The sequence below is a fragment of the Pseudarthrobacter sp. N5 genome (genome assembly GCF_050157035.1).
Taxonomy (GTDB): Bacteria; Actinomycetota; Actinomycetes; order Actinomycetales; family Micrococcaceae; genus Arthrobacter.
The window spans coordinates 2,431,450-2,453,870 of sequence record NZ_CP189593.1 but is presented as its reverse complement, the minus strand read 5'-3'; the positions used below and the strand labels follow the sequence as shown (position 1 = coordinate 2,453,870).

The 22,421-nt window shown below is 65.1% G+C and carries 22 protein-coding genes and 2 pseudogenes; 15 read left to right on the top strand and 9 right to left on the bottom strand.

Annotated elements, in window-relative coordinates; translation table 11 throughout:
- Nucleotides 1-42: 42 nt before the first annotated feature.
- Together istA and istB are read left to right on the top strand one after the other, a co-directional pair.
- Entirely contained in the window at nt 43-1,716 is a 1,674-nt protein-coding gene (istA, locus tag ACQCST_RS11800) for an IS21 family transposase (RefSeq protein ID WP_426999161.1), read from the top strand.
- Nucleotides 1,713-2,528 carry an IS21-like element helper ATPase IstB gene (gene istB, locus ACQCST_RS11795; RefSeq protein WP_426995970.1) on the top strand — a complete coding sequence of 272 codons (816 nt, stop codon included), beginning with the start codon at nt 1,713-1,715 and terminating at the stop codon, nt 2,526-2,528. The genes istA and istB overlap by 4 nt, the downstream gene beginning before the upstream one ends.
- A 652-nt stretch (nt 2,529-3,180) precedes the next feature.
- Here istB and ACQCST_RS11790 read toward each other — a convergent pair.
- Nucleotides 3,181-3,537, bottom strand: a pseudogene (locus ACQCST_RS11790) (AAA family ATPase); the annotation flags it as partial.
- 297 nt (nt 3,538-3,834) lie between these two features.
- Between ACQCST_RS11790 and ACQCST_RS11785 the strand changes: the two are divergent.
- From ACQCST_RS11785 to ACQCST_RS11725, 13 genes and pseudogenes are all read left to right on the top strand, one after another.
- Nucleotides 3,835-4,947 (top strand): LacI family DNA-binding transcriptional regulator, encoded by a 1,113-nt coding sequence (locus ACQCST_RS11785; protein WP_426995969.1) that lies wholly within the window; start codon nt 3,835-3,837, stop codon nt 4,945-4,947.
- 65 nt (nt 4,948-5,012) lie between these two features.
- On the top strand, nt 5,013-5,189 hold the full coding sequence (locus ACQCST_RS11780) for a hypothetical protein (RefSeq protein WP_426995968.1): 177 nt from the start codon (nt 5,013-5,015) through the stop codon (nt 5,187-5,189).
- Nucleotides 5,190-5,819: a substrate-binding domain-containing protein gene (locus ACQCST_RS11775; RefSeq protein WP_426995967.1), complete on the top strand. Its 630-nt coding sequence runs from the start codon at nt 5,190-5,192 to the stop codon at nt 5,817-5,819.
- Nucleotides 5,820-6,133: 314 nt separating this feature from the next.
- Nucleotides 6,134-7,417, top strand: coding sequence for a sugar ABC transporter substrate-binding protein (locus tag ACQCST_RS11770; RefSeq protein ID WP_426995966.1), 1,284 nt, complete (start codon nt 6,134-6,136; stop codon nt 7,415-7,417).
- 2 nt (nt 7,418-7,419) lie between these two features.
- Nucleotides 7,420-8,370 carry a carbohydrate ABC transporter permease gene (locus ACQCST_RS11765; protein ID WP_426995965.1) on the top strand — a complete coding sequence of 317 codons (951 nt, stop codon included), beginning with the start codon at nt 7,420-7,422 and terminating at the stop codon, nt 8,368-8,370.
- 8 nt (nt 8,371-8,378) lie between these two features.
- Complete coding sequence (locus tag ACQCST_RS11760) at nt 8,379-9,269, top strand: carbohydrate ABC transporter permease (protein ID WP_426995964.1); 891 nt, start codon at nt 8,379-8,381, stop codon at nt 9,267-9,269.
- Between the two features lie 50 nt (nt 9,270-9,319).
- Nucleotides 9,320-10,066: a sugar phosphate isomerase/epimerase family protein gene (locus ACQCST_RS11755; RefSeq protein ID WP_426995963.1), complete on the top strand. Its 747-nt coding sequence runs from the start codon at nt 9,320-9,322 to the stop codon at nt 10,064-10,066.
- Entirely contained in the window at nt 10,063-11,205 is a 1,143-nt protein-coding gene (locus tag ACQCST_RS11750; RefSeq protein ID WP_426995962.1) for a Gfo/Idh/MocA family protein, read from the top strand. Before ACQCST_RS11755 ends, ACQCST_RS11750 begins: the two co-directional genes overlap by 4 nt.
- A gap of 10 nt (nt 11,206-11,215) precedes the next feature.
- On the top strand, nt 11,216-12,370 hold the full coding sequence (locus ACQCST_RS11745) for a Gfo/Idh/MocA family protein (RefSeq protein WP_426995961.1): 1,155 nt from the start codon (nt 11,216-11,218) through the stop codon (nt 12,368-12,370).
- Nucleotides 12,371-12,381: 11 nt separating this feature from the next.
- A complete protein-coding gene (locus ACQCST_RS11740) occupies nt 12,382-13,416 on the top strand; it encodes a sugar phosphate isomerase/epimerase family protein (protein WP_426995960.1) in 1,035 nt (344 codons plus the stop codon).
- A 62-nt stretch (nt 13,417-13,478) separates the two neighbouring features.
- Complete coding sequence (locus ACQCST_RS11735) at nt 13,479-15,344, top strand: glycoside hydrolase family 3 protein (RefSeq protein ID WP_426995959.1); 1,866 nt, start codon at nt 13,479-13,481, stop codon at nt 15,342-15,344.
- 537 nt (nt 15,345-15,881) lie between these two features.
- Nucleotides 15,882-16,931 carry a LacI family DNA-binding transcriptional regulator gene (locus ACQCST_RS11730; RefSeq protein ID WP_426995958.1) on the top strand — a complete coding sequence of 350 codons (1,050 nt, stop codon included), beginning with the start codon at nt 15,882-15,884 and terminating at the stop codon, nt 16,929-16,931.
- Between the two features lie 61 nt (nt 16,932-16,992).
- Nucleotides 16,993-17,111, top strand: a pseudogene (locus tag ACQCST_RS11725) (AAA family ATPase); the annotation flags it as partial.
- A 137-nt stretch (nt 17,112-17,248) separates the two neighbouring features.
- Here the strand turns inward: ACQCST_RS11725 and ACQCST_RS11720 are convergent.
- From ACQCST_RS11720 to ACQCST_RS11685, 8 genes are all read right to left on the bottom strand, one after another.
- Entirely contained in the window at nt 17,249-17,518 is a 270-nt protein-coding gene (locus tag ACQCST_RS11720; protein ID WP_426995957.1) for a hypothetical protein, read from the bottom strand.
- A 149-nt stretch (nt 17,519-17,667) separates the two neighbouring features.
- On the bottom strand, nt 17,668-17,919 hold the full coding sequence (locus tag ACQCST_RS11715) for a HypC/HybG/HupF family hydrogenase formation chaperone (protein ID WP_426995956.1): 252 nt from the start codon (nt 17,917-17,919) through the stop codon (nt 17,668-17,670).
- Nucleotides 17,920-17,932: 13 nt separating this feature from the next.
- On the bottom strand, nt 17,933-18,511 hold the full coding sequence (locus ACQCST_RS11710) for a hydrogenase maturation protease (RefSeq protein WP_426995955.1): 579 nt from the start codon (nt 18,509-18,511) through the stop codon (nt 17,933-17,935).
- A complete protein-coding gene (locus ACQCST_RS11705) occupies nt 18,508-18,627 on the bottom strand; it encodes a DUF6893 family small protein (protein WP_426995954.1) in 120 nt (39 codons plus the stop codon). The genes ACQCST_RS11710 and ACQCST_RS11705 overlap by 4 nt, the downstream gene beginning before the upstream one ends.
- On the bottom strand, nt 18,624-20,069 hold the full coding sequence (locus ACQCST_RS11700) for a hypothetical protein (RefSeq protein WP_426995953.1): 1,446 nt from the start codon (nt 20,067-20,069) through the stop codon (nt 18,624-18,626). The genes ACQCST_RS11705 and ACQCST_RS11700 overlap by 4 nt, the downstream gene beginning before the upstream one ends.
- Nucleotides 20,066-20,707 carry a DUF6084 family protein gene (locus ACQCST_RS11695; RefSeq protein ID WP_426995952.1) on the bottom strand — a complete coding sequence of 214 codons (642 nt, stop codon included), beginning with the start codon at nt 20,705-20,707 and terminating at the stop codon, nt 20,066-20,068. The genes ACQCST_RS11700 and ACQCST_RS11695 overlap by 4 nt, the downstream gene beginning before the upstream one ends.
- A complete protein-coding gene (locus ACQCST_RS11690) occupies nt 20,700-21,446 on the bottom strand; it encodes a DUF5947 family protein (RefSeq protein ID WP_426995951.1) in 747 nt (248 codons plus the stop codon). Before ACQCST_RS11690 ends, ACQCST_RS11695 begins: the two co-directional genes overlap by 8 nt.
- 28 nt (nt 21,447-21,474) lie before the next feature.
- The gene (locus ACQCST_RS11685) at nt 21,475-22,416 is read right to left on the bottom strand and encodes a NifU family protein (RefSeq protein ID WP_426995950.1); all 942 of its coding nucleotides are present in this window, start codon (nt 22,414-22,416) and stop codon (nt 21,475-21,477) included.
- Nucleotides 22,417-22,421: the final 5 nt, after the last annotated feature.

The following is a 22,421-nucleotide window of genomic DNA, read 5'->3' as shown; positions in this document are numbered from 1 at the left end:
GTTGATTCCGTCAGAGCGTTTTTCCGATGGTGGAAGGCAGTGATGGAGTCGAGGGTGGATGTTTTTGCTCAGATCCGGCGGGAAGCTCGAATGGATGGCCTGTCCATCCGGGGATTGGCGAAGAAGTATCGTGTTGCGCGGCGAACGGTTCGTCAGGCGCTGGCATCGGCAGAGCCGCCGAGCCGAAAGACCCCGGTCCGGGGCGCCCCTAAGTTGGATCAGTTCAAGCCAGCCATTGACGAGATGCTGAAGCAGGATCTGGTTGCGCCGCGGAAGCAGCGGCATACCGCTCAGCGGATCTTTGACCGCCTCATCGATGAACACCGGGCAGAGGTTTCGTATTCGACGGTGCGCCAGTATGTGAAAGCCCGCCGGGCCCTGATCGAGTACGAGGCCGGCAAGACATCTTTGGAGGTGTTCATTCCCCAGGAACATGCCCCGGGTGCTGAGGCTGAAGTTGATTTTGGTGAGGTGTGGGTTGATCTGGCCGGGGTCCGCACGAAGTGCTACATGTTCGCGTTCCGGCTTTCCTTCTCGGGGAAGGCTGTCCATCGGGTCTACCCGACGCAGGGCCAGGAGGCCTTCCTGGAAGGCCATATTGACGCGTTCGCCACGATCGGCGGTATACCGACGCGACACATCCGGTACGACAACCTCACGGCCGCGGTGAAGACAGTTCTGGGAACGGGGCGGGGACGGGTGGAGAACGACCGCTGGGTACTGTTTCGATCGCACCATAATTTTGACCCTTTCTATTGCGAACCAGGACTGTCGGGCGCCCACGAGAAGGGCGGTGTTGAAGGCGAAATCGGCAGATTCCGGCGCACTCATCTTTCCCCGGTGCCTGCGGTTGAGTCGCTGGCGGAACTGAACGGGCAGATCATTGCCTGGGACGAGGCTGATGACCGGCGCCGGATCAGCGGGAAACTCCGCCCGGTAGCCGATGACTACGATGCCGAGCGGCCATTGCTCAATCCCTTGCCTGCTGAGGCCTTTGATCCAGGGCTGGTGCTGACTCCCAGGGTTGACCGGTCGTCGCTGATCCGGGTTCGGATGGTGAAGTACTCCGTGCCGGTCCGGTTCATCGGCCGTAGGGTCCGGGTTTCCTTGAAGGCGTCCGAAGTCGTTGTCTTTGACGGACGCACCCCTATTGCCCGGCACGCCCGGGTCGTTTCCCGTGAAGGCAGTTGCGTGGAACTCGATCATTATCTGGAAGTACTCAGAATAAAGCCGGGTGCTTTGCCTGGGTCCACGGCACTGGCGCAGGCCCGGGCCGCCGGCGTGTTCACACCCGCTCATGACGCGTTCTGGGCCGCGGCCAGGCGGACCGACGGTGACTCGGAGGCCACACGTGAGCTGGTCGATGTCCTGCTGCTCCACCGCAGCATGGACGCTGCCGACGTGATCGCCGGCATCACCGCAGCCCTGCAGGTCGGCGCCGTCACAGCTGACGTGGTCGCCGTTGAAGCGCGCCTGGCCGCCTCTGAACGCGACGGTGCGGGGTGGGTCCGGCCCGATTGCGGTTCCGGTGCAATCACGGATCTGCGTGAGCACAAGATTGTCAGTCTCACCCAGCGCCGTCTGGCCGATCCGGCAGCAGTCATTGCCGGCCTGCCGCCGGATAACCGGCCTCTGCCGTCGGTGGCCGGCTATGACGAACTCCTCACCCGCAGAACCACGCCACCCGTCCCGACCGTGCAGGAGAACATCTCATGAGCCCGACCAACCCCGTCGTTGTCTCCAATACCCTGCGCCGCCGCCGCGGGCTGACGGAGGAGGCCGCGACGGCGGCCGTGGATCAGGCCTGCCGGCGCCTGAGGCTGCCCACCATCCGGGCGGTCCTGACCGAGGCACTCACGGTGGCGGGAAAGGAGCAGCTCTCCTATCAGGGGTTCCTGGCAGAGCTGTTAATGGCCGAGTGTGACGACCGGGACCGGCGCTCATCCGTCCGCCGGGTGAAGTCAGCGAACTTTCCCCGCGATAAATGGTTGGGCGATTTCGATTTCGACGCGAACCAGAACATCAACCAGGCCACGATCAATACCCTGGCCACCGGGGACTGGATCCGCAAGGGCCATCCACTGTGTCTGATCGGGGACTCCGGGACAGGCAAATCCCATCTCCTGATCGGCCTGGGCACCGCGGCGGCGGAGAAAGGGTTCCGGGTGAAGTACATTCTCGCCACCAGGCTGGTGAATGAACTGGTCGAGGCAGAGGATGAGAAAGTCCTCGCCAAAACCATCGCCCGGTACGGGCGGGTGGATCTGCTTTGTATTGATGAAGTTGGCTATATGGAACTGGACAAGCGTGGCGCGGAGCTGCTCTTCCAGGTCCTGACCGAGCGTGAAGAGAAAGCGTCTGTGGCGATCGCGACAAACGAGTCGTTCTCCCGGTGGACGAAAACCTTCACCGACCCGCGGCTCTGCGCGGCGATCGTTGACCGGCTGACGTTCAAGGGCACCATCATCGAAACCGGTACCGACTCCTATCGCCTCGCCCACACCCGAACCCAGCAGGCCGCGAGCTGACCGTCCCATGCCGGAGCCTCTCAGGGGTTCCGGCTATGGTTCCGGGCCAAGGACGGCGCAGGGGCTCGGGCCCGGCGGACCGGACCAGTGAGCGAAAAGCCCTGACAATAACAATAAGTCATCCGCACAGCCGATCACCGGCATAATTCCGGAACGAGATCCCGAAGCAAAGGCAGGGAAGCCACCAGCAGGACCAGCCGATGCCCACACCGCGCGGCACTGACCTCTCAGCCGCCATCTGATGGATCACCCTGCACTTGAGGTAGCGGGTGGAGCCGGCGTTGGAGACGGTGGGGTTCTGGTCCCTCGCTGATCTGCGCCGCCGGCGGCGTACACGCGGTCTTTGGCTGACTGGGACATCGGCGGAACTCCGTAAAAGTAGTAGGAATAGTAGTACTCCTCCTACTATCACTTCTGCTCTCTTGCCGCCTTATCCGCGGCAGTCGTCCCGCTGGGCTGTCACGGCTGCGGCACTCAGGGAGGCCACTGCCTGTGGCAGGATGCCGGGAAGGCGCGCACTCAACGAACAGCGCCAGCGACCGTTACCGCCCACAACAATCCTTAGCGGCTACTTTTCCGCGCAATGGTCCCCGGCCCAAGGGTGTGACTGTCGGTTGGGAATGGCGGCTTTTTTACAGTTCACGTGGCGGCTTTAGCTGATACCGATGACCAGAGTTGAGCGGGCCGCTTCGACGACGTCGTCGGTGATGGTGGCCCAGCTCGTTGATTTTCATGACGCGCTCGATTTGGGTGAAAGGCGATGAGGCGGAAGTTGCCGCGGGTGATCCGCGCGACTGCGGCTACGGCTTGGGCGTCGGTGAAGTTCCGGATCAAGTGTCAGGCCAAGTTTGCGCCACCGGCGCTCGAGCACGAAATGGAGTTCGTCCTGAGCGAGCGGACGGTATTCGTGGGCGAAGCCGACGCTGCTGTAGAGCTGGGGATAGCGGCTGAAGAACTTTTCGATTCCAGGCATGCCGATGAGGATCAGGGCGATGTTGTCCCTGTCGTATATTTCGAGCGATGTGGCTAAAACGTTCATATACGACACACCCCCCCCAAGACCTTAGCGTATGAGAAAATCCGTTCTCTGTGGCGACCCCTGCTGAAGGTCTCGATCCCGATGCGGACCCCCGGAGCAATGTGTTCTCCGTCTTCACAAGTCGCCTGCACGGAATGTCAACCGGATGGGGGCCAGAGGGCGTGCATCGTCCGGTTCCTCAGGGATCGGGCCTGGTGTGGCTTTGGTGTCGAGGGATGGGGCATGATGGTTATGCGCGTAGAGGCGTTGTTTGCGAAGGAGGCATCCATGGCTAAGAGGCCAACTGTTTACGACGTGGCTGAACGGGCCGGGGTATCGATCGCGACTGTGTCCTTCACGTTTCGTCAGCCGGACCGTGTTCGGCCTGCCACGAGGGAGACAGTGCTCAGCGCCGCCGCATCGCTGGGATACGTGCCGAGCGCCAGTGCCCGGGGCCTGGCAAACGGGAGGACAGGTGCTCTGGGCCTGTTTGCCTTCGACTATCTGCTCGACACAGCGGACAATCCGGGCGCGGACCAGCAACTGCAGGGCAATGCCGGGATGGCTGAGGGGCGGCGGGATGATCCGAATGAGGATTTCCGGATCTTCCCCGTTTATGTGGACGAAGTCCAGCGGGGCGTGGAGCTCGAGTGCTTGAAGCGAGGCTACGCGCTTATGATCAGCGGTGGGAATCCGTCCTCCGGCGATGCGGTCCTGACGGATATCGCCGGTCGCGTTGACGGGTTGGCGGTCTTTCCCGGGTCCGATCGTGAAGAGGCTGTGGCGCGTGTTTCCCGGCGGATTCCCGTCGTGCAAATCTCGGATTCGTACCGCAGCCAGGAGTTCGATTGCGTAACGGTGGACAATGCCGGGGGGATGCGCGAGCTGGTCCGACATCTGATTGACGTACATGAATTGGCGGACCTTCAGTTCGTGGGGTTGGAGCATTCCCCGGACATACAGGCACGCCGGTCGGGATTCCTTGCCGCCTTGACCGAGGTTGGGTTGACGTCGCCGCAGCGGCCACAGGAATGGTCCCAGGAAAACTATTCCGGGTTTGACTCGGCCTCGGCGTATGTGGATGCACTGCTCGGCCGCGACGCGCTGCCTCAGGCTCTCGTGTGCGCGACGGATGAGGAAGCACTGGCCATAATGGACGCCCTGGCTGCTGCAGGCGTCCGCGTTCCGGAACAGGTTGCGGTCACCGGCTTCGACGGTATCGTTGCCGGACGGATATCCCGGCCTGCTCTCACCACGGTCCGCCAGCCGATGGAGCAGATGGGCCGGGCTGTGGTGGGCATGCTTATTGACCGGCTCGAAAACCCGGATATGAAGCCGGTGCGGCGGGAACTGCCCGTTACTGTGGTCCTGCGCGAAAGTTGTGGCTGCACGCAGCGCTGATCGTTTCGGAAACTTCGGTCCTTGAGATCCGCGGGCAACCGGTACTCCCTGAAGGACCAGATGCAATGCCACAAACTCGTGAACGGGTCCGGAGAGTGTCCACCCCCGGGGCCGGCATTGAGGACGTCGCGCCGGGCCGCCGGCGTATCAACGGCAACTGTATCGCGGGCGGTTCGCGGGCTGCCAAGGTGTCCCGAGCCACGCGCGACGGAGTCGTCGAAGGCGCCGGCAGGCTGGGCTAAGTGGCGTCGGCGTCCGCATCGGGGCTGGCCGCCGGACGTGCCCGGATCATCGGTGTAGTTGCCCAGGACCTGGCTAGCTTGCTCTTCGCCGAATCCATCGAGGCTGTAGGACGAGTCCTGCACCGCCGCAATTACAGTCTGTCCTTCTGCGTTCCAGGGGGAAGTGCGGGAGCCGGATTGGAGATCCACCTGGCGGCGCCCGCAGTGGACGGCGGCCGGATCGCCTTCCGGCGGCTCTGGAGGCAGTCCGGACCGAGGCCCACTGCAATCTGCTGTACGTCGGAGGAAATGGCGGTTGGCCTCATGCTTGAGGCCTGCCGCCGCGGAGTCAGCATCCCGGATGAGCTGTCCCTGATCGGCATCGGCGGCCACCCCGTCTTCGCGGGCCTCGGCTTGACCACAGTCGATTACCGTCCTGGTGAGCAAGCGGAGGTCGCCGTTAACAGGCTGCTGGACGCCATTGAAGGCATGCCGGGCCGAGCTGCACCCAGTCACCGCACCACACGAACTGACCGTGAGGACCAGTACGGCACCGCCGCATGCCCCATCCTGCCACCCCTGACTGCTCGAAGGTCGCCTGCGGCCGCCGGCCAGCGATATCGGCGAGAAGCACTGTCCGCCAGTAGATAGAGCGCGGGGCTGTCGCGGGCCTTCTGGCTGACCGACTCGAGAGCCAGCATATGGAGCTGGTACGGCGGGAACTCCCCGTTGCGGTGGTTCTGCGCGAAAGCTGTGGCTGCACCCAAGCCTGATCGCTTCGCCATTCCTGCGAAAAAACTTCGCCCCAGACCCTTGCAAAGTCAAATAAATGCGCATAGATTGATCTCACCCCAAGATCTACGCGCATTGAACCAGGACGCAAGGTCCATCGGCCGACGCGATCTCCTGCCCAACGACGCTCCGGAACTCATGTTCCGCGGCAACCAATACCTGAAGGACCAAAGATGATCCACTCCAAGGCAAAATACGCGGCCGCCCTCGGCCTTGCCGCAGTCCTGCTCCTGAGCGCCTGCGGCCGCGACAGCGGTACCCCCGTAGGACCCGCCCCATCCACCTCTCCACTTGCTTCCGGCCCCGCGACAGGAGCGATCACCGTGTGGGCGCAGGGTTCCGAAGGAGCCGCACTGCCGGCCCTGGCGAAGGAATTCGAGGCCGCCAATCCCGGCGTGAAGGTCAACATCACGGCCATCCCCTGGGATGCGGCACACAACAAATACCAGACCGCCATCGCCGGCGGCACCACACCGGACATAGCCCAGATGGGCACCACCTGGATGGGCGACTTCAGCAATGCTTTCGACCCGACCCCCGCAGAGATTGACACCAGTGGCGTCTTCCCGGGCTCGGTGAAGTCCACCGACGTGGGCGGGACCAAGTTTGGCGTGCCGTGGTACGTGGACACCCGCGTCGTGTTCTACCGCAGCGATCTGGCCGCCAAGGCCGGCCACGACACCTTCCCCACGGACTGGGAGGGCTTCAAGTCCCTGGCCAAGGACCTCCAGGCTAAGGCGGGCGCGAAATTCGGCGTCGGGCTCCCCACTGGGAGCGTGGCGGACTCCTTCCAGTCCATGCTCCTGTTCCCTTGGTCCAATGGCGCCCAGCTGGTGAACCAGGACAGCTCCAAGTGGACCCTGGACACGCCTGAGATGGCTGGTGCGCTGAAGTACTACAGCAGCTTCTTCAGCGAGGGCATCGCCGACAAGAACCCGGCCACCGGTGCCGGCGCGGCGGAGTCCGCCTTCGTGGACGGATCCGTGCCCATGTTGATCGGTGGCCCGTCAACCATCGGCCAGCTGGACAAGGCCGGCGGCCCAGGATTCTCCGACAAGTACAAGGTGGCCATGGTCCCCAAGCAGAAGTCGGCCACGTCCTTCGTCGGCGGATCCGACCTGGTGGTGTTCAAGAAAACCCAGAACCGTGACGCTGCCTGGAAATTCATCCAGTTCCTCTCGCAGCCCGAGACCCAGGTCAAGTGGTACAAGGCCACAGGCGATCTGCCGGCCCTCCAGTCGGCGTGGAAGGACCAGTCCCTCTCCGGTGACGCCAAGCTGGCCGTCTTCGGTGATCAGCTCAAGGACACCAACGCCCCGCCCTCGATCACGACCTGGACCCAGGTGTCAGCGGCTGCCGACACCCAGCTGGAGCAGATCATCAAGGCCGGCAAGGACCCGGCCTCGGCAGTGAAAGAGCTTCAGTCCACGGCTGATTCGATCGGTACGGGCAGCTGATCATGAGCACCACTTCCAGCCGCACTCCGGCGGTGTCCGCACCCCGGCCCCGCCGGGGTGCGGCGGGACCCTCATCCCGTCGCCGCAGACGGCAGGGGCTCGTTGCCTGGATGTTCGCGCTGCCCTTCGTGGCCACCTTCGGTGTGTTCATGCTGGTGCCGCTTGTATCCTCGTTCGCCATGTCCTTCACGGACTTCACCAGCCGTGACGTGGAGAACCCGGCGGCGGTGGGATTCGTCGGTCTGAAGCAGTACGCGACGCTGTTCTCCAATCCGCAGTTCGTTCATTCGATGCTGAACACCAGCTACTTCGTTGTGGTCGGCATCCCGCTGACCATGGCTGTGGCGCTGGTCCTGGCGGTGGCGCTGAACAGCGGGATCAAACGCTTCCGATCGGCCTTCCGGGTGGGGTTCTACACGCCCGTGGTTACCAGCATTGTGGCGATTGCTGTTGTGTGGAGGTTCATCCTGCAGCCCGACGGCCTGCTGAACAACATCCTGGGCGTTGTGGGAATTCAGGGCCCCGACTGGCTGAACAGCACAACATGGGCCATGCCCGCCATGATCCTGATGGCCGTCTGGCGCAACATGGGCACCCTGATGATCATCTTCCTGGCGGGCCTGCAGAACGTCTCCGCGGAAATGCTCGAAGCCGCCGAAGTGGATGGCGCCAATGCCTGGCAGCGGTTCACCAGGATCACACTGCCAACCCTGCGCCCCACGCTGCTCCTGGGTGCCGTCCTGCTCTCCGTCGGCTACCTGCAGTTCTTCGAGGAACCGTTCGTGATGACCAAGGGCGGGCCGCTCGACTCCACCCTGTCCATCAGCTTTTTCACGTACAACCAGTTCGGGTTCGGCAAATACGGCCTGGCCTCAGCGGCCAGCTATGTGCTCTTCGTGGCCATAGCACTGCTGAGCCTCGTCCAGTTCCGCGCCCTCCGTTCGAAGGACTAGGTGCAGCGATGACGCTTCCCAAAGAAATCACGCGAGCCCCCCAGCTGGAGGAGGAAGCCGGACCCGTGCGGCGGCGCCTGCGGCGGCCCAGCGGCCGGTCCCTCGTCTATCTCCTGCTGCTGCTCGGCGTGGCAGCCACCCTGCTGCCGTTTGCATGGATGCTGCTAGGATCCTTCAAGACACAAGGCGAACTCCTGCGCCGGCCGGTAACCTGGTGGCCGCAGGACGGCACAATCGCCAACTACACCACCTGGTTCACCGACCTCCATATCGGCACGTTCTTCTTCAACAGCCTGATCGTCGCCGTCGTGACTGTGCTGGGCAACCTGGTCTTCTGTTCCATGATCGGCTACGCGCTGGCGAAGATGGACTTTCCGGGCAAACGCCTGCTGTTCCTGGTGGTCATGGTGACCCTGATGGTGCCGGGCGTGGTGACTTTCGTTCCCCTCTTTGTCATGGTCAGCAAACTCGGGCTGGTCAACACCTACCCGGCCCTGTTCCTGCCGTTCCTGGCCGGACCGCTTGGGGTCTTCCTTATGCGCCAGTTCATGCTGGGCATCCCGGATTCACTCATCGAAGCCGCACGGATCGACGGAGCCGGCGAAGTCCGGATCTTCGCCAGGGTGGTGATGCCCCTCTGTGGTCCGCCCCTCGCCACGCTCGGTATCCTGACTTTCCTGGGTTCATGGAACAACTTTCTGTGGCCCCTGGTCGCAGCCCAGAGCGAGGACAAATACACCCTCCCGGTGGCTCTGTCCCTGTTCTCCACCGGCGAAAACGCCACCAACTACGGACTGCTGCTGGCCGGATCCGTCCTCGTCATCACACCCATAGTCGCTCTCTTCATCGTGCTGCAGCGCTACTTCATCCAAAGCGTCGCCGCCACCGGCATCAAGTAACGACCTCACCGCTCTGCAGCTTCAACAATGATCATTTTCAGAAGGAAGACATGTCCTATTCTGTCCAGCTTTACACCGTCCGCGATGCCGTGGAGGAGGACCTGCCAGGCGCCATCAGGCGCCTGGCAGGCATCGGCTTCACCCAGGTGGAACCCTACAACTTCGCCGCCCGCGCCGATGACCTCGCCCGGGCCTTCGCGGACAACGGGATCACCGCCCCCACGGGCCACGCTCCGCTGCTGAGCCAGGACCAGGACGAGATCTTCGCCGCCGCGAAGCGGCTGGGCATCGGCACCGTGATCGATCCCTACGTCCCGGCCGAGCACTGGCAGGACGCCGAGTCCGTCCGCTCCACAGCGGAGCAGCTCAACGCAGCAGCCAGGAAAGGGGCGGAATACGGCATCCGGGTGGGTTACCACAACCATGCCTGGGAGCTGGAGTCCACCATCGAGGGCATGACGGCGCTGGAATACTTCGCCGGGCTGCTGGACCCGGAACTGGTCCTGGAAGTCGACACCTACTGGGCTGCCGTCGGAGGCCAGGACCCCGTGGCCCTGCTGGAACGCCTCGGTGGGCGCGTGATCGCCATCCACATCAAGGACGGCCCCGTGAACACGGACACCAAGGCCCAGTTGCCGGCAGGTCAGGGTAAGATCCCGGTGCCCGAGGTCATCGCCGCGGCGAAAAACCTCGAAGTGGGCGTCGTGGAATTCGACGACTACGCCGGAGACATCTTCGACGGCCTCGCCCAGTCCCTCGCCTACCTGAACACCCTGGCTGCCGGAGCCAAGGCATGAGCACCGCAAGCTCCTCCGCGGCCTCGTCCGCCTCCACCCGCCGGGGTCCGGTTGGCGTCGCCGTCATCGGCGCCGGCAACATCTCCAAACAGTACCTGGACAACCTCACCGTCTTCCCGGACCTGAAGGTCCTGGTGATCGCGGACCTGTTCGAGGACGCCGCCGAAGAACGGGCCAAGGAATACGGCGTTCCCGGGTGGGGCGGCGTGGACGCGGCACTGAACCACCCCGACGTCGAGATCATCGTGAACCTGACCATCCCGGCTGCGCACGTCGAGGTCGCCACCGCGGCCGTGAACGCCGGCAAGCACGTCTGGACCGAGAAGCCGTTCTCCCTGGACCGCGAATCCGGGCTGGCCTTGTTGAAGGCCGCCGACGCGGCCGGGATCCGGCTGGGCTGCGCACCGGACACCTTCCTCGGTGCCGGGCTGCAGACGGCCCGCCGGATCATCGAACGCGGTGACATCGGCACACCGCTGACCGCCCTGACCATGTTCCAGGTACCGGGCCCGGATGCCTGGCACCCGAACCCGGCCTTCCTCTTCGCCCACGGCGCCGGACCCCTGTTCGACATGGGCCCGTACTACCTCACCGCCCTGGTCCAGGCCTTCGGCTCGGTCCGCCGTGTCGCCGCCGTGGGCTCATCCTCCCGCGCCACCCGGGTGGTCGGCTCCGGTCCCAAGGCCGGAGAGGAATTCGCCGTCGAGGTCCCCACCCATGTCTCGGCCCAGCTGCAGTTCGAGTCCGGCGCCTCCTCGCACAGCGTCTTCAGCTTCGAATCCCCCCGCCTGCGAATGGGCTTCGTGGAGATCACCGGCACCGAAGCCACGCTCGAACTTCCTGACCCGAACCACTTCGACGGCGACCTCAAGCTGTGGCGCGCAGGAGACGAGGAACCGGAAATCATCCCCGCCACGGGCTCCGCGAACGGCCGCGGCATGGGTGTCCTGGACATGGCGCGCTCCATCCGAGCCGGAGCCCCGCACCGTGCCACCGGCCATCTCGCCTACCACGTCCTTGACACCATGGTCTCGATCTCCGAGTCCGCCGAATCCGGCGCCTTCGTCGACGTCGAAAGTTCCGCCCCCGCTTCCGCGGTCCTCCCCGAGGACTGGAACCCGACCGCATCCACACTCTAGGGACGCGAATATGACTACCCTCATAAACCCGTCAGTCCGTCCCTTGGGTGTTGCCGCTATCGGCTACGCCTTCATGGGGAAGGTCCACTCGAACGCGTGGCGGAACGTGACCAGCTTCTTCGACGTCCCTGCCTTCGAGCAGAAAGTGATTGTCGGCCGGGACCCGGAACAAGTGGCCGGGGCCGCGGCGAAGTACGGGTGGGCTGAGTCAGCGACCGACTGGCGGCAGGTGATCACTCGAGAAGACATTGACATCGTGGACATCTGCGCGCCCGGCTGGATGCACGCCGAGATCGCCATCGCGGCCCTCGAAGCCGGCAAGCACGTCCTCGTGGAGAAGCCCCTGGCGAACACCCTGGCCGAGGCCGAAGCCATGACCGACGCCGCGCGGGCCGCCCGGCAGCGCGGCGTGCAGTCGATGATCGGCTTCAACTACCGCCGCGTCCCGGCCCTGGCGCTGGCCCGGGAGCTCATCGCGGAGGGCAGGCTCGGGACCATCCGGCACGTCCGGGCCGCGTACCTGCAGGACTGGCTCGCGGACCCGGACTCGCCCATGACGTGGCGGCTGAACAAGGAAATGGCCGGGTCCGGGGCGCTGGGCGACATCGCTTCCCACGCGATCGACCAGATCCAATACCTCGTGGGGGAGCGTGTCACCGAAGCAAGCGGCATGCTCCGGACCTTTACGACACACAGGCCGGGTCCAAGCGGTCTTGAAAAGGTCACGGTTGACGACGCCGTCTGGGCGACCCTTGGCCTGACGGGTGGACTGAGCGCCTCTGTGGAAGCGTCCCGGGTCGCCAGTGGGCAAAAGAACAGCCTGCAGATCGAAATCTACGGCACGTTGGGGGCCATCCTGTTTGATTTGGAATCCCTGAATGAGCTTGGATTCATGGACGCGACACTGCCCGTCCGCGAGCAGGGCTTCCGGCGGATCCTGGTCAACGAACCCGAGCACCCCTACGCCGGTGCGTGGTGGCCGCAGGGCCATGTCATCGGATGGGAGCACACCTTCACCCACCAGATCCGGGACTTCCTTGTGGCGATCGGCACCGGCACCGCGCCGTCGCCGTCGTTAGAGGACGGCCTGAACGTTCAACGTGTGCTGGCCGCGATAGAAGAGTCAGCCAACAACAAGTGCACGATCACTGCTGTCCAAGCCTAAAGGATCCTGAGATGTCCCGCCCGTATACCCTGTTCACCGGTCAGTGGGCCGACCTCCCCTTCGAGGAAGTCGCCCGCCTGGCTTCCGGCTGGGGCTACGACGGCCTGGAAATCGCCGTCTCCGGAGACCACCTGGACGCCTGGCGCTGGGACGAACCCGGCTACGTCGAATCCAAGCTCGCCGTCCTGGACAAATACAACCTCAAGGTCTGGGCGATCTCCAACCACCTCAAAGGCCAGGCCGTCTGCGATGACCCCATCGACTTCCGCCACGAAGCCATTGTCGGAGCCAAAGTCTGGGGCGACGGCGACCCCGAAGGCGTCCGGCAGCGCGCCGCCGAGGAAATGAAACACACCGCCCGGCTCGCCAAAGCACTCGGCGTGGACACCGTCGTCGGATTCACCGGCTCCTCCATCTGGCAGTACGTCGCCATGTTCCCGCCCGTCCCGGAAAAAGTCATCGACGCCGGCTACCAGGACTTCGCCGACCGCTGGAACCCCATCCTGGACGTCTTCGACGACTGCGGCGTCCGTTTCGCCCACGAAGTCCACCCCTCCGAAATCGCCTACGACTACTGGACCACCGTGCGCACCCTCGAAGCGATCGGACACCGGCCAGCCTTCGGGCTGAACTGGGACCCCTCGCACATGATGTGGCAGGGCATCGACCCCGTCTCCTTCATCTGGGACTTCAAGGACCGGATCTACCACGTGGACTGCAAGGACACCAAGCTGCGCCCCACCGGCCGCAACACCGTCATGGGCTCGCACCTGCCCTGGGGCGACCCCCGCCGCGGCTGGGACTTCGTCTCCGCCGGACGCGGCGACGTCCCCTGGGAATCGAGTTTCCGGGCCTTGGCAGCGATCGGCTACGACGGACCCATCAGCATCGAATGGGAAGACGCCGGCATGGACCGCCTCCACGGCGCTCCCGAGGCCCTCGCCGCCCTGAAGAAATTCGACTTCCCCGCCTCGAACACCTCCTTCGACGCCGCCTTCAGCAGCCAGGGCCGCGGTGATCGCCCGGGACAAGGGCGTGACAAGTGATGATTTGGCCGCCACCGGCATCAAGTGATGCTTTCACTGAACAACCGAGAGGTATCTTTCCCATGAACGACCCACAGACTTCCGTCGCGCCCGACGGCACCCGCTACCGGGACCTGAACGGCAACGGGGTGATGGATCCCTTCGAGGACCCGTCGCTGCGGCCGGAAGAACGGGTCGCTGACTTGCTCCCCCGCCTGAGCCTGGAGGAGAAGATCGGCCTGCTGTTCCACACAGTCATTGAAGCCGGACCGGACGGGACCCTACTGGAGTACCCGGGCAACATCAGTAAATCGCCCACCAGCACTGTGGACGCGCACAAGTTCATGAACCATTTCAACGTCCACGCCCTTGGCAGCCCCGGGCTGGCCGCCCGCTGGAACAACGCCATCCAGAAGCTCGCCGAGTCCACCCCGCATGGCATCCCGGTCACGATCTCCACGGACCCCCGGCATGCCTTCATTGAAAACTCCGGAGTGTCCTTCACCGCGGGGCATTTCTCCCAGTGGCCCGAGCCCATCGGCCTCGCCGCGGTCGGCAGTACGGAGCTGATCCGGCGCTTCGCTGACATCGCGAGGCAGGAATACACGGCCGTGGGCATTCGTGCCGCGCTGCACCCGACGGTGGATCTGGCCACGGAACCGCGGTGGGGCCGGCAGGCTGGAACGTTCGGCCAGGACATGCAACAGACGTCGCGGTTCGCGATCGAGTATTTGAAAGGGCTTCAAGGGGAGGCCCTTGGGCCCGGTTCCGTTGCGTGCACCACCAAGCATTTTCCCGGCGGCGGTCCACAACTCGACGGCGAGGACCCGCACTTTCCCTATGGCCGCGAACAGGTCTACCCGGGAGGGCGTTTTGAGGAACACCTTGAACCCTTCCGCACGGCCATCGCACACCACACCAGCGCCATCATGCCCTACTACGGGATGCCCGTTGGCCTTGAACTGGACGGTGAGCCGGTGGAAGAAGTCGGTTTCGGCTACAACCGTCAGATCATTACCGGGCTCCTGCGCGAAAAGCTCGGCTACGACGGCGTTGTGCTCAGCGACTGGGAACTCGTCAATGACAACGTGGTCGGGGATAAGGTACTTCCGGCACGTGCCTGGGGCGTAGAAGACCTTTCCGCCGGGGAACGCATGCAGAAAATCCTCGACGCGGGTGTGGACCAGTTCGGCGGTGAAGAGTGCACGGAGATGCTCCTCGGGCTGGTCCGTGACGGCTTGGTCAGCGAGGATCGGATCGACGAATCCGCCCGCCGGCTGCTGCTGGTGAAATTCCAGCTGGGTCTCTTCGACAACCCCTACGTCTCGGAGGACGCCGCGGCCGCGCTCGTGGGAAACGAAGGGTTCCGTGCCGAAGGGCACCAGGCCCAGGCACGTTCGGTGACAATTCTGGCGGACAGCGGAGCCCACGGCGGCCGCATGCTTCCGCTGTCCGGCAAGCTCAGCATCTACTCAGAGGGCCTGGACCCGGCAGCCCTGTCCGGGACCGGAATCCCGGTGGCCGCACCCGAGGATGCGGACGTTGCCATCATCCGTATCACGGCGCCATGGGATCACCGGCAAGACTTGTTCCTGGAGGAGCACTTCCATGCAGGTTCCCTCGAGTTCCCGCCCGGGCTCGTTTCGCGGCTGAAGGCCTTGGCGAAAAAGGTTCCGCTGATCATTGACGTCAGACTGGACCGCCCCGCGATCCTCACGCCCCTGGCCGAATTCGCCAGCGTGCTGGTGGGCACCTTCGGTGTCTCAGACTCGGCGCTCCTGGACGCCTTGACCGGACGCATCCTCCCGTGCGGCCGGCTGCCATTCGAGTTGCCCGCCTCCATGGACGACGTCCGGGCCTCACGGCCGGACGTTGCGTCCGACACGACGTCGCCGCTCTTTGCCTACGGGCACGGGCTCTCCCTCATACAAGGATCTGCCGCCGACTGATCTTCCCCCGGCAAGCCGAACTCCGCCAGGTGGCCGCCCCTCATCCGCCGCCCAATCGCCTCAGGACGCAGATCCGTCACGACATCGACACCGTGGCTGCGCCTGCTTAGACGTTGTGACCTACCGGGACTGGAGTAGTTCTGCAAGAGAAAGAAGATGATTCCCGGACCATTGGGCAGATTCCATCGTTTTGCGAGTTGTCCGTCGTACGCGTAAGTCGCAGGTCCGTTAAATGAAAGGCAGGGCCGGCGTGAGCCGTCGCCGCTCGGGAGTCGCTGGACTTCACCGGAGCATGGTCCAAGGAGCGCACGCCCCAACAGCGAATGCCCCGGAACCGGGCTGCCCGGACGGACCCTCGCGGAGTCCGGCCTTCAGATACCGGCCGGCCATCCAGAACAGATCATCGTGGCCCACATCAACACCGTCGACTGATCCCGGAGGCGGCGATTGTTCCAAGGTGCCAGGTCTGCTCGTGGAACCCGGTTTGCAGGGACGCCCAGGACGAGCCATCGGCGGCACACCCGAGCGGAGAATGTAATGCCACCAACTGATGAACGGACTCCGCGGGGCGGTCGCCCCGCGGTCAGCATTGAAGACGTCGCCGTAGCGGCCGGCGTATCAACGGCAACTGTTTCGCGGGCGGTCCGGGGGCTGCCCAGGGTTTCCCCGGCCACCCGGGACAGGGTCCAGGAGGCAGCCAGCAGGCTGGGCTACGTGGCGTCGTCCTTCGCCTCCGGACTCGCCACCGGGCGTACGAGGACCATCGGCGTGGTGGCACCAGCAGGGTGCGGCTGGTTCTCGTCGAAAGCCATCGACGGTGCTGCCCGCGTGCTGAATGAGCGCAATTACACACTGTCCCTGTTCAATTCAGGAGGGAACAATGGCGCCGGGACAGGAAGTCTCAATTCCGTACTGCTCGGCAAACGGACGGATGGCCTGTTGTTGCTCACCGCGGCGCTGAGTGCGGTGGAATTGCTGCAAATCCGCAAATTGGGCATCCCGCTGATAGCCCTGGGCAACCGGATACAGGATCACCCGTTCATCGGTATCGACCAGCGCGAGGCCATGTCGACGGCCGTTCGGCATCTGCTGGCGCTCGGGCACCGGGACATTGCCCTGCTGTACGGCGGCGGGACGGACACTGGCATAGGCGTCACCGACTCAACACGCCAGACCTTCCGCGAAGTCATGTCCGCAACAGGCCTGGGCGTCCGCCCCGATTGGGAGCACATGGGGGACCCTACCGTCTACGGCGGCCAGAAAGCGTTTAGCCGGTTTTGGGCGCAGTCAGGGCCTAAACCCACGGCAATATTGTGCTCGTCTGACGAAATGGCCATGGGCGTCATGTTCGAAGCAGGGCACCAAGGCGTTGCCATCCCGGCAGATCTGTCCGTGATCGGCATAGACGACCACGACTACTCCGTGTTTATGGGACTGAGCACCGTGGCCCAGGACCCTGGACGCCAAGGGCAGCTAGCCGCAACGATGCTCCTGGACGAAGTGGAGGGCCAGCACGGAGCCCTCGGCACGATCATTGCCGAGCACCGGTTGATCCCCAGACACTCGACAGCACCACTACGACTTTGAAAACCGAAATGCCTTCCCTAGAGGAGACCGGCACCGCGCCGGGATCCTTTTCTGTAGACCCCTCATCGACCGTCTTTTCACCCAAATCGAGCGCGTCATGAAAATCAACGAGCCCGGCACCATCACCGACGACGTCATCGAAGCGGCCCCCGCTCAGCCCTGGTCATCGGCACCAGCTAGTGCCGCCACGTGAACTGTCAAAAAGCCGCCATTCCCAACTGACAGTCACAGCCCAAGGGGCCTGACCACCGTCTCCCGATACGCCAAGGTGGTCTCAAGTCAGGCTGCCAACGTGGTCTCCACTCGCATTGACATTCTCACATGACACTAGCTCGGCGGGTTTCTATCGGCCTTTTCGTGATCGATTGCGGTGTGACATCCGAGCCTGGACTGACGGGTTCTGCGGCCGGCTTTTCGGTGTCGAAGGCACGGGCCGTTCCAGGCCGATCTTCTTCCCCCGTGCTGCGTTCATCGTAGGGCGGAACAGCACTGTTTCCAGTTTCGATCTCTCCACCTCGTTTCGGGTTGGGGCCGCGCTGATAATCGCCGCCTGCCCGGTCTACTTTGGGTTCGTCCATTTCAGCCATGGCGTCCTCCTCATGCTGCGTCTTCATCGACCAGCCGGCGAAGTCCGGTCGCATCAGCCCGAGCAGGGACGGGACAGGCCCGCTTTACCGGCGTTCACGATCCTTGAATCCCTCGTACGGCTTCTGAACCGAATTTCAGGTGCAGGTCGTTAGGCGCCGTCGGCATCCATCGGCCGGCCCATCAGTTCCAGCCCCCTCATGGCCTTTTCCGCGCCGGCAGCATCTACGCGCTCCAGCGCGAATCCCATATGGATAATGACCCACATTCCCGGTTCGAGCGGTCCCTCGTCCAGCAATCCGATGTTGATGTTCCGCCGCACACCGGCCACATCCACCAAGGCCAGCTGATCGCCGTAGCCCTCAACCAGCTCCACCACCTGACCCGGAATTCCTAGGCACATCTTGAGTATCTCCTTAGCATCGTTCGTAGGCCGCTGGGATGTGCTCGTTCACAAGGGCAAGGACCTCGGCCATCGCGGCCGGTACGGCTGCCTCCACCGCCGCGGAGAGACCGATGCCCTCCTCGGTGTCCGCCGCAACGCAGCCGACCAGATACGTCAGCGGAAGCTCACCGCCCAACGCCTGCAACCGTCCCAGCACCACCACCGGGTCCATCCCGTGCGGATCCAGCGCACCGGCCGCCTCCGTCCGGCCCAGCGAACCGTGTACATCGTCCGCACCGATACCCAGCACGCGGATGCTTCCGGGCTGACTGTCGGCGCCGGAGTCCGACGGCGGGACCGCGTCCACCAGCACCAGCACAGCGACCCCGTCCAGCAGGTCGTAGGCCAGATGCATTCCCCGGATGCCGTAGTCCGTCACGCGGATACCGGGCCGTTGGCTGCTCGGGTCAGCCGCCAGACGGCGGGCCACCTCCGGCCCGAATCCGTCGTCGCGCAGGAAAATATTGCCCACACCGGCCACCAGGACGCGTGGCGGCAGGGCCGGGGGTGCGCCGCCCGAGGATTCCTGCGGACCGGGATGGTTGCTCACATCCGGCTAATCTTCAGGTACCGCTGGATGTCCGGTATTGACCGCACCCCGATGATGACCGCCGCGACGGCCACGCTCAGCAGTATGACGGTGGTGAGCATTCCAAGAGCTCTCATGACTGGGTTTCCTTCCGGTCGTCCGGGCCGGCCGCTGCCGCGATCGGCTCCAGTTCCTCGGGCGCGAAGTACAAAAAGCGCCCGTACCATTCCTGCAGGTCCGCCGCCGGATCCACGTCAAGGACGACGGCGACATGGGTGCTTCCGTCGACGTCGAAATGCACGCCGGTGACGCGTCCCGCCTGTCCTGCGGAAAAGAGATCCTGCGCATCGGCCCGCCGCCGGGGATGCACGATCACGCGGCTTCCCCGGGCCACCGGGACGCCGTCGATCATCACGGCATCCACGTCCGGCTGGACGCTGGAATCCGACGCCGGGTCCCACCACGGCAGGTCCGAGGTGTCCGCGTCGGGTGGCACCGGTGTGCTTACGCTGCCGCCTGCAACTCCGTCCATGGCATGCGGGCTGCGCAGCACCCCATGCAGTTGCTGGAGCTCCTCGGCGGACATCGCCTCGCAACGATCGATGACGGCAGCGGCGCGCGGGTCCGTGGCGCGGGCTTCTGCCTTTTCCTCTTCGGTGAGTGTGAGCACCCGCAGGGTGAGGATCTCGTCGATCTCCGTGGAATCGTAGAGTGCCACCGAGCTTTCCGGCGCCACAGCGGGGTGGTCGTAGAGAATGATGGGGGAGAGCAGCAGAATGTCTCGCTGCCCCTCGGGACCGGCCAGCACCGGCCAGCACCGGTGGTGCGCACAGCCGGCAGCGGCGGCCTGCGCCTCGGCCGGCGGCTCCAGCAGCGAGACGAAGTCCGCATCCTGCACGCTGAGCAGCAGATGGGTGCCAATGAAGGAGGATGCGATGGACTCCTGCTTGCCAAACCCGCCCCCCGCGGCAACGTTTTCCGCGGCCACGTGCAGGCGGAGCAGCGGATCCGCCGACGGTCCGTCCGCCAGCAGTCCATCCGCCGCATGTCCGTCCGCCAGCGTGGTAGCCAGCCGGACCACACCCCGAAGCGCCCGGCGGCGGCGCACCAGCCGTCCGGCCACGGTGCCCGACTCATCCGTCAGCAGCTCGACGTCCTCGCCGGAAGGAATCTGCACGGGAAGGCTCAGCCCCTCCGCCAGCTCCGCCATCGCGAACGGGCCCAGCAGCACCTCGTGCTCGGTCGCCTCGTCCCACGTCAGCCAGCGCGAGCTGCCGACCCTGAGTTCGTCCACCGGAGTGAAGCTCCCGCCGTCGGCCAGTTCCGCGGTCCGCGTCAGCAGCTGGAGGAACCGCAGATGCACCTGCAGGTGCGCCTGCGGTCCCGCGCGGAGCAGGCAGTCCGTGGACATCACCGGGTCCTCTCCCACACCGGTCTCGGCGGAGCCCTGCGGGCCCAGGATGCCGAACTGCCAGCGGGCCTGGTTTTTCTGCGAGGAGGCACGATAGGGATAGAGCAGGTACCCCTCGTACAGCACGACGTCCGCGATGGCCCGCGCCAGGCTGAGGCTCGTGTTCATGGGACCGGCTCACCCGCCTTGGCCAGCAGGCCCTCGATCGCTTCCTCCCACGAGGTCAGGCCGAGCACCGATTTGTAGTGCGCCAGCGCGTTCAGCACATCGCGGTCCAGCCTGATCCAGCCGGCATTGGGGAAGAACGTATCCATCAGCTCCCGCCAGACCGTTACCGGCAACTGGTAGGTGGCCTCCCGGTCCCAGGGCACCTGTTCCACCCCGAACCCGGTGCTTCCCCTGGTGAAGACCGTGCCGGAAAAGAGCAGCTCAATCGGGATGGTCTTCTCGCGTAGCGCATGCAGGTATTTGGCGCCGGCAACGTCGAAGTCAAAAGTGCACGGCAGCGGCAGGTCCACCTCGGTCTGCCCGGTAAATCCCTGCACCATCGTGCTGCACTGCATCCAAAGGAAGGGTTTCAGCGTCACCGGCCAGCGCTCGCGGGCTCCGAAGAGGTCCAGCAGCCCCTCCGCCTCCTCGGCGCCGTAGCCGCGGCGCTGCGGCTGGATCCGCACCTGGCAGCGCAGCGCAATGGCGTGGATGACGGACCCGGTGGATTCGGTGATCCGGAGCCGGGCGGTCAGTTGCGGGGCCGCGGCGTAGGGCTCCGGAAGAATGTCGACGACGATGAACGTCAGGTCAGTCATGGGGACCAGCTCCCTCAGCCGCGGCCGGCGCGGGCTCCGGGGCCGCGGGATCCGCCGAGACCGCAGCTGCCGCCCCCGCCGGGGCCGGCGCGGCAGGGGCGGGCTTGCTCCGGCTGGCCACCTTGTCGAAGAACACCACCAGCTGCTCGCGGGCCTGCTGGCCGCCGTCGAACCCCCGCCACACCCGGCGCAGCTGCCCCACCAGCTCGTAGCAGGCGTCGATCGGCACCAGATGGCAGTCCGCCTGGGCCCGCTCCGGCCCGGGAGCCCGGATCAGCAGCGCCTCGGTGTCCGGCGCCGCGATGGCCAACGCCGGATTTCCGGCCTGCACCGCATCCCATGCCCCGAGCGGGAGTTCCGACTCGGTGGCACCGGCCGGCCCGGGGTAGAACGCAAAGGTCCGCCCCTGCTTGGAATTATGGAAGAAAAAGGCCAAACCGACCGGGATTTCCAGTTCATCCCATTGCCCCGGGCCGAGCTGGAATACCGGGAACGAGTGGTAGCGTTCCGGCACAGACCGGTAGCGCAAATGGGCCGTGCTTTCGGTGAAGAGCAGGTAGCACGGCCGGCAGGTGCACATCAGGGTGCGGCTCTCCACATCCACCACGTGCTGGTGTGCCTCGGATATCGGTTCGGCACACATCTCGCAGCGCTCGCCGTCCGCGGGAGCCGGCCGGCCGCTGGCGATCCGGCGCAGCACGGAGAGGGCCGAAGCGCCGCCGGGCAACGCCGTCGTCATGGTGCCCCCATCCCTGCACACGCCCGCATCAGGCCTGCCCCGTTCCCGCCGGCACGGCCACGGACATCAGGCCGGAGCGGACCAGCAGCGGCAGCGGGTCAAGATGCAGGCCCTTGTCCTCCAGACACGCACCGGCCTGCCGCACGTCAAAGTGGCTTCGGCAGACCGGGCAGCGCAGCAGCCCTCCACCGACAGGCGCGGCGAGCGCACGCTGCAGGGTAGCCCCGGCCATGGACCCCGTGCAGCGCGGGCAGTAGTCGCGGAACGCGTACACATCCTGCCCCGTCCGGCAGGCCAGCAGCGCGTGGCCCCCCACCAGGAACCCCGCCACTTCCCCGGGCTGGAGATCGGCAATCCCGGGAACCGCCTCCCACGAGCCCTCGGACTGTTCCGGCATCTGGTCCAGGCGCAGGCGCAGGGATGCCACCGGGATAAGGGCCGGAGAGCCGGCGGCCTCCTCCTCCTCCACCAGGATCGAGGTGACCTCCGGCGCCGCGGCCTGGATAGCGTCTTCGACGGCGAACTTGAGCGTAACGGACGACGACGGGCAGCCCTGGCAGCTGCCCAGCAGCCGCAGGCGCACCACCCCCTCCTCGCTGATCCCCAGCAGTTCGACGTCGCCGCCGTGGGATCCCAGGTACGGCCGCACGCTGTCCAGCGCCCCGGCGATCCGTGTGGCCACATCCCGGGGGTGGATCCCGTGCACCAGCAGCAGGCTGGCCACCAGGTCGTCGGCCAGCAGCTCATCCAGGGTGCCGTCCAGGTCCGGCCCGCGGCTGGTCAGGATCGCAAGGATCCTCTCCATCCCCGCGCCGTACAGGTCCGTTACCTGGCGCACCAGTTCCTCGGCGCGCTCGCGGGCGACGGCTCCGCCGGAGCCGAGGGCATCCAGCAGAGTGCCGATCCGCTCGCCCGCGGCCCGCAGCTGGGCCTCCCCGTCCACGGCCGGCAGCGTGGCCTCCCCGCTCATGGCCG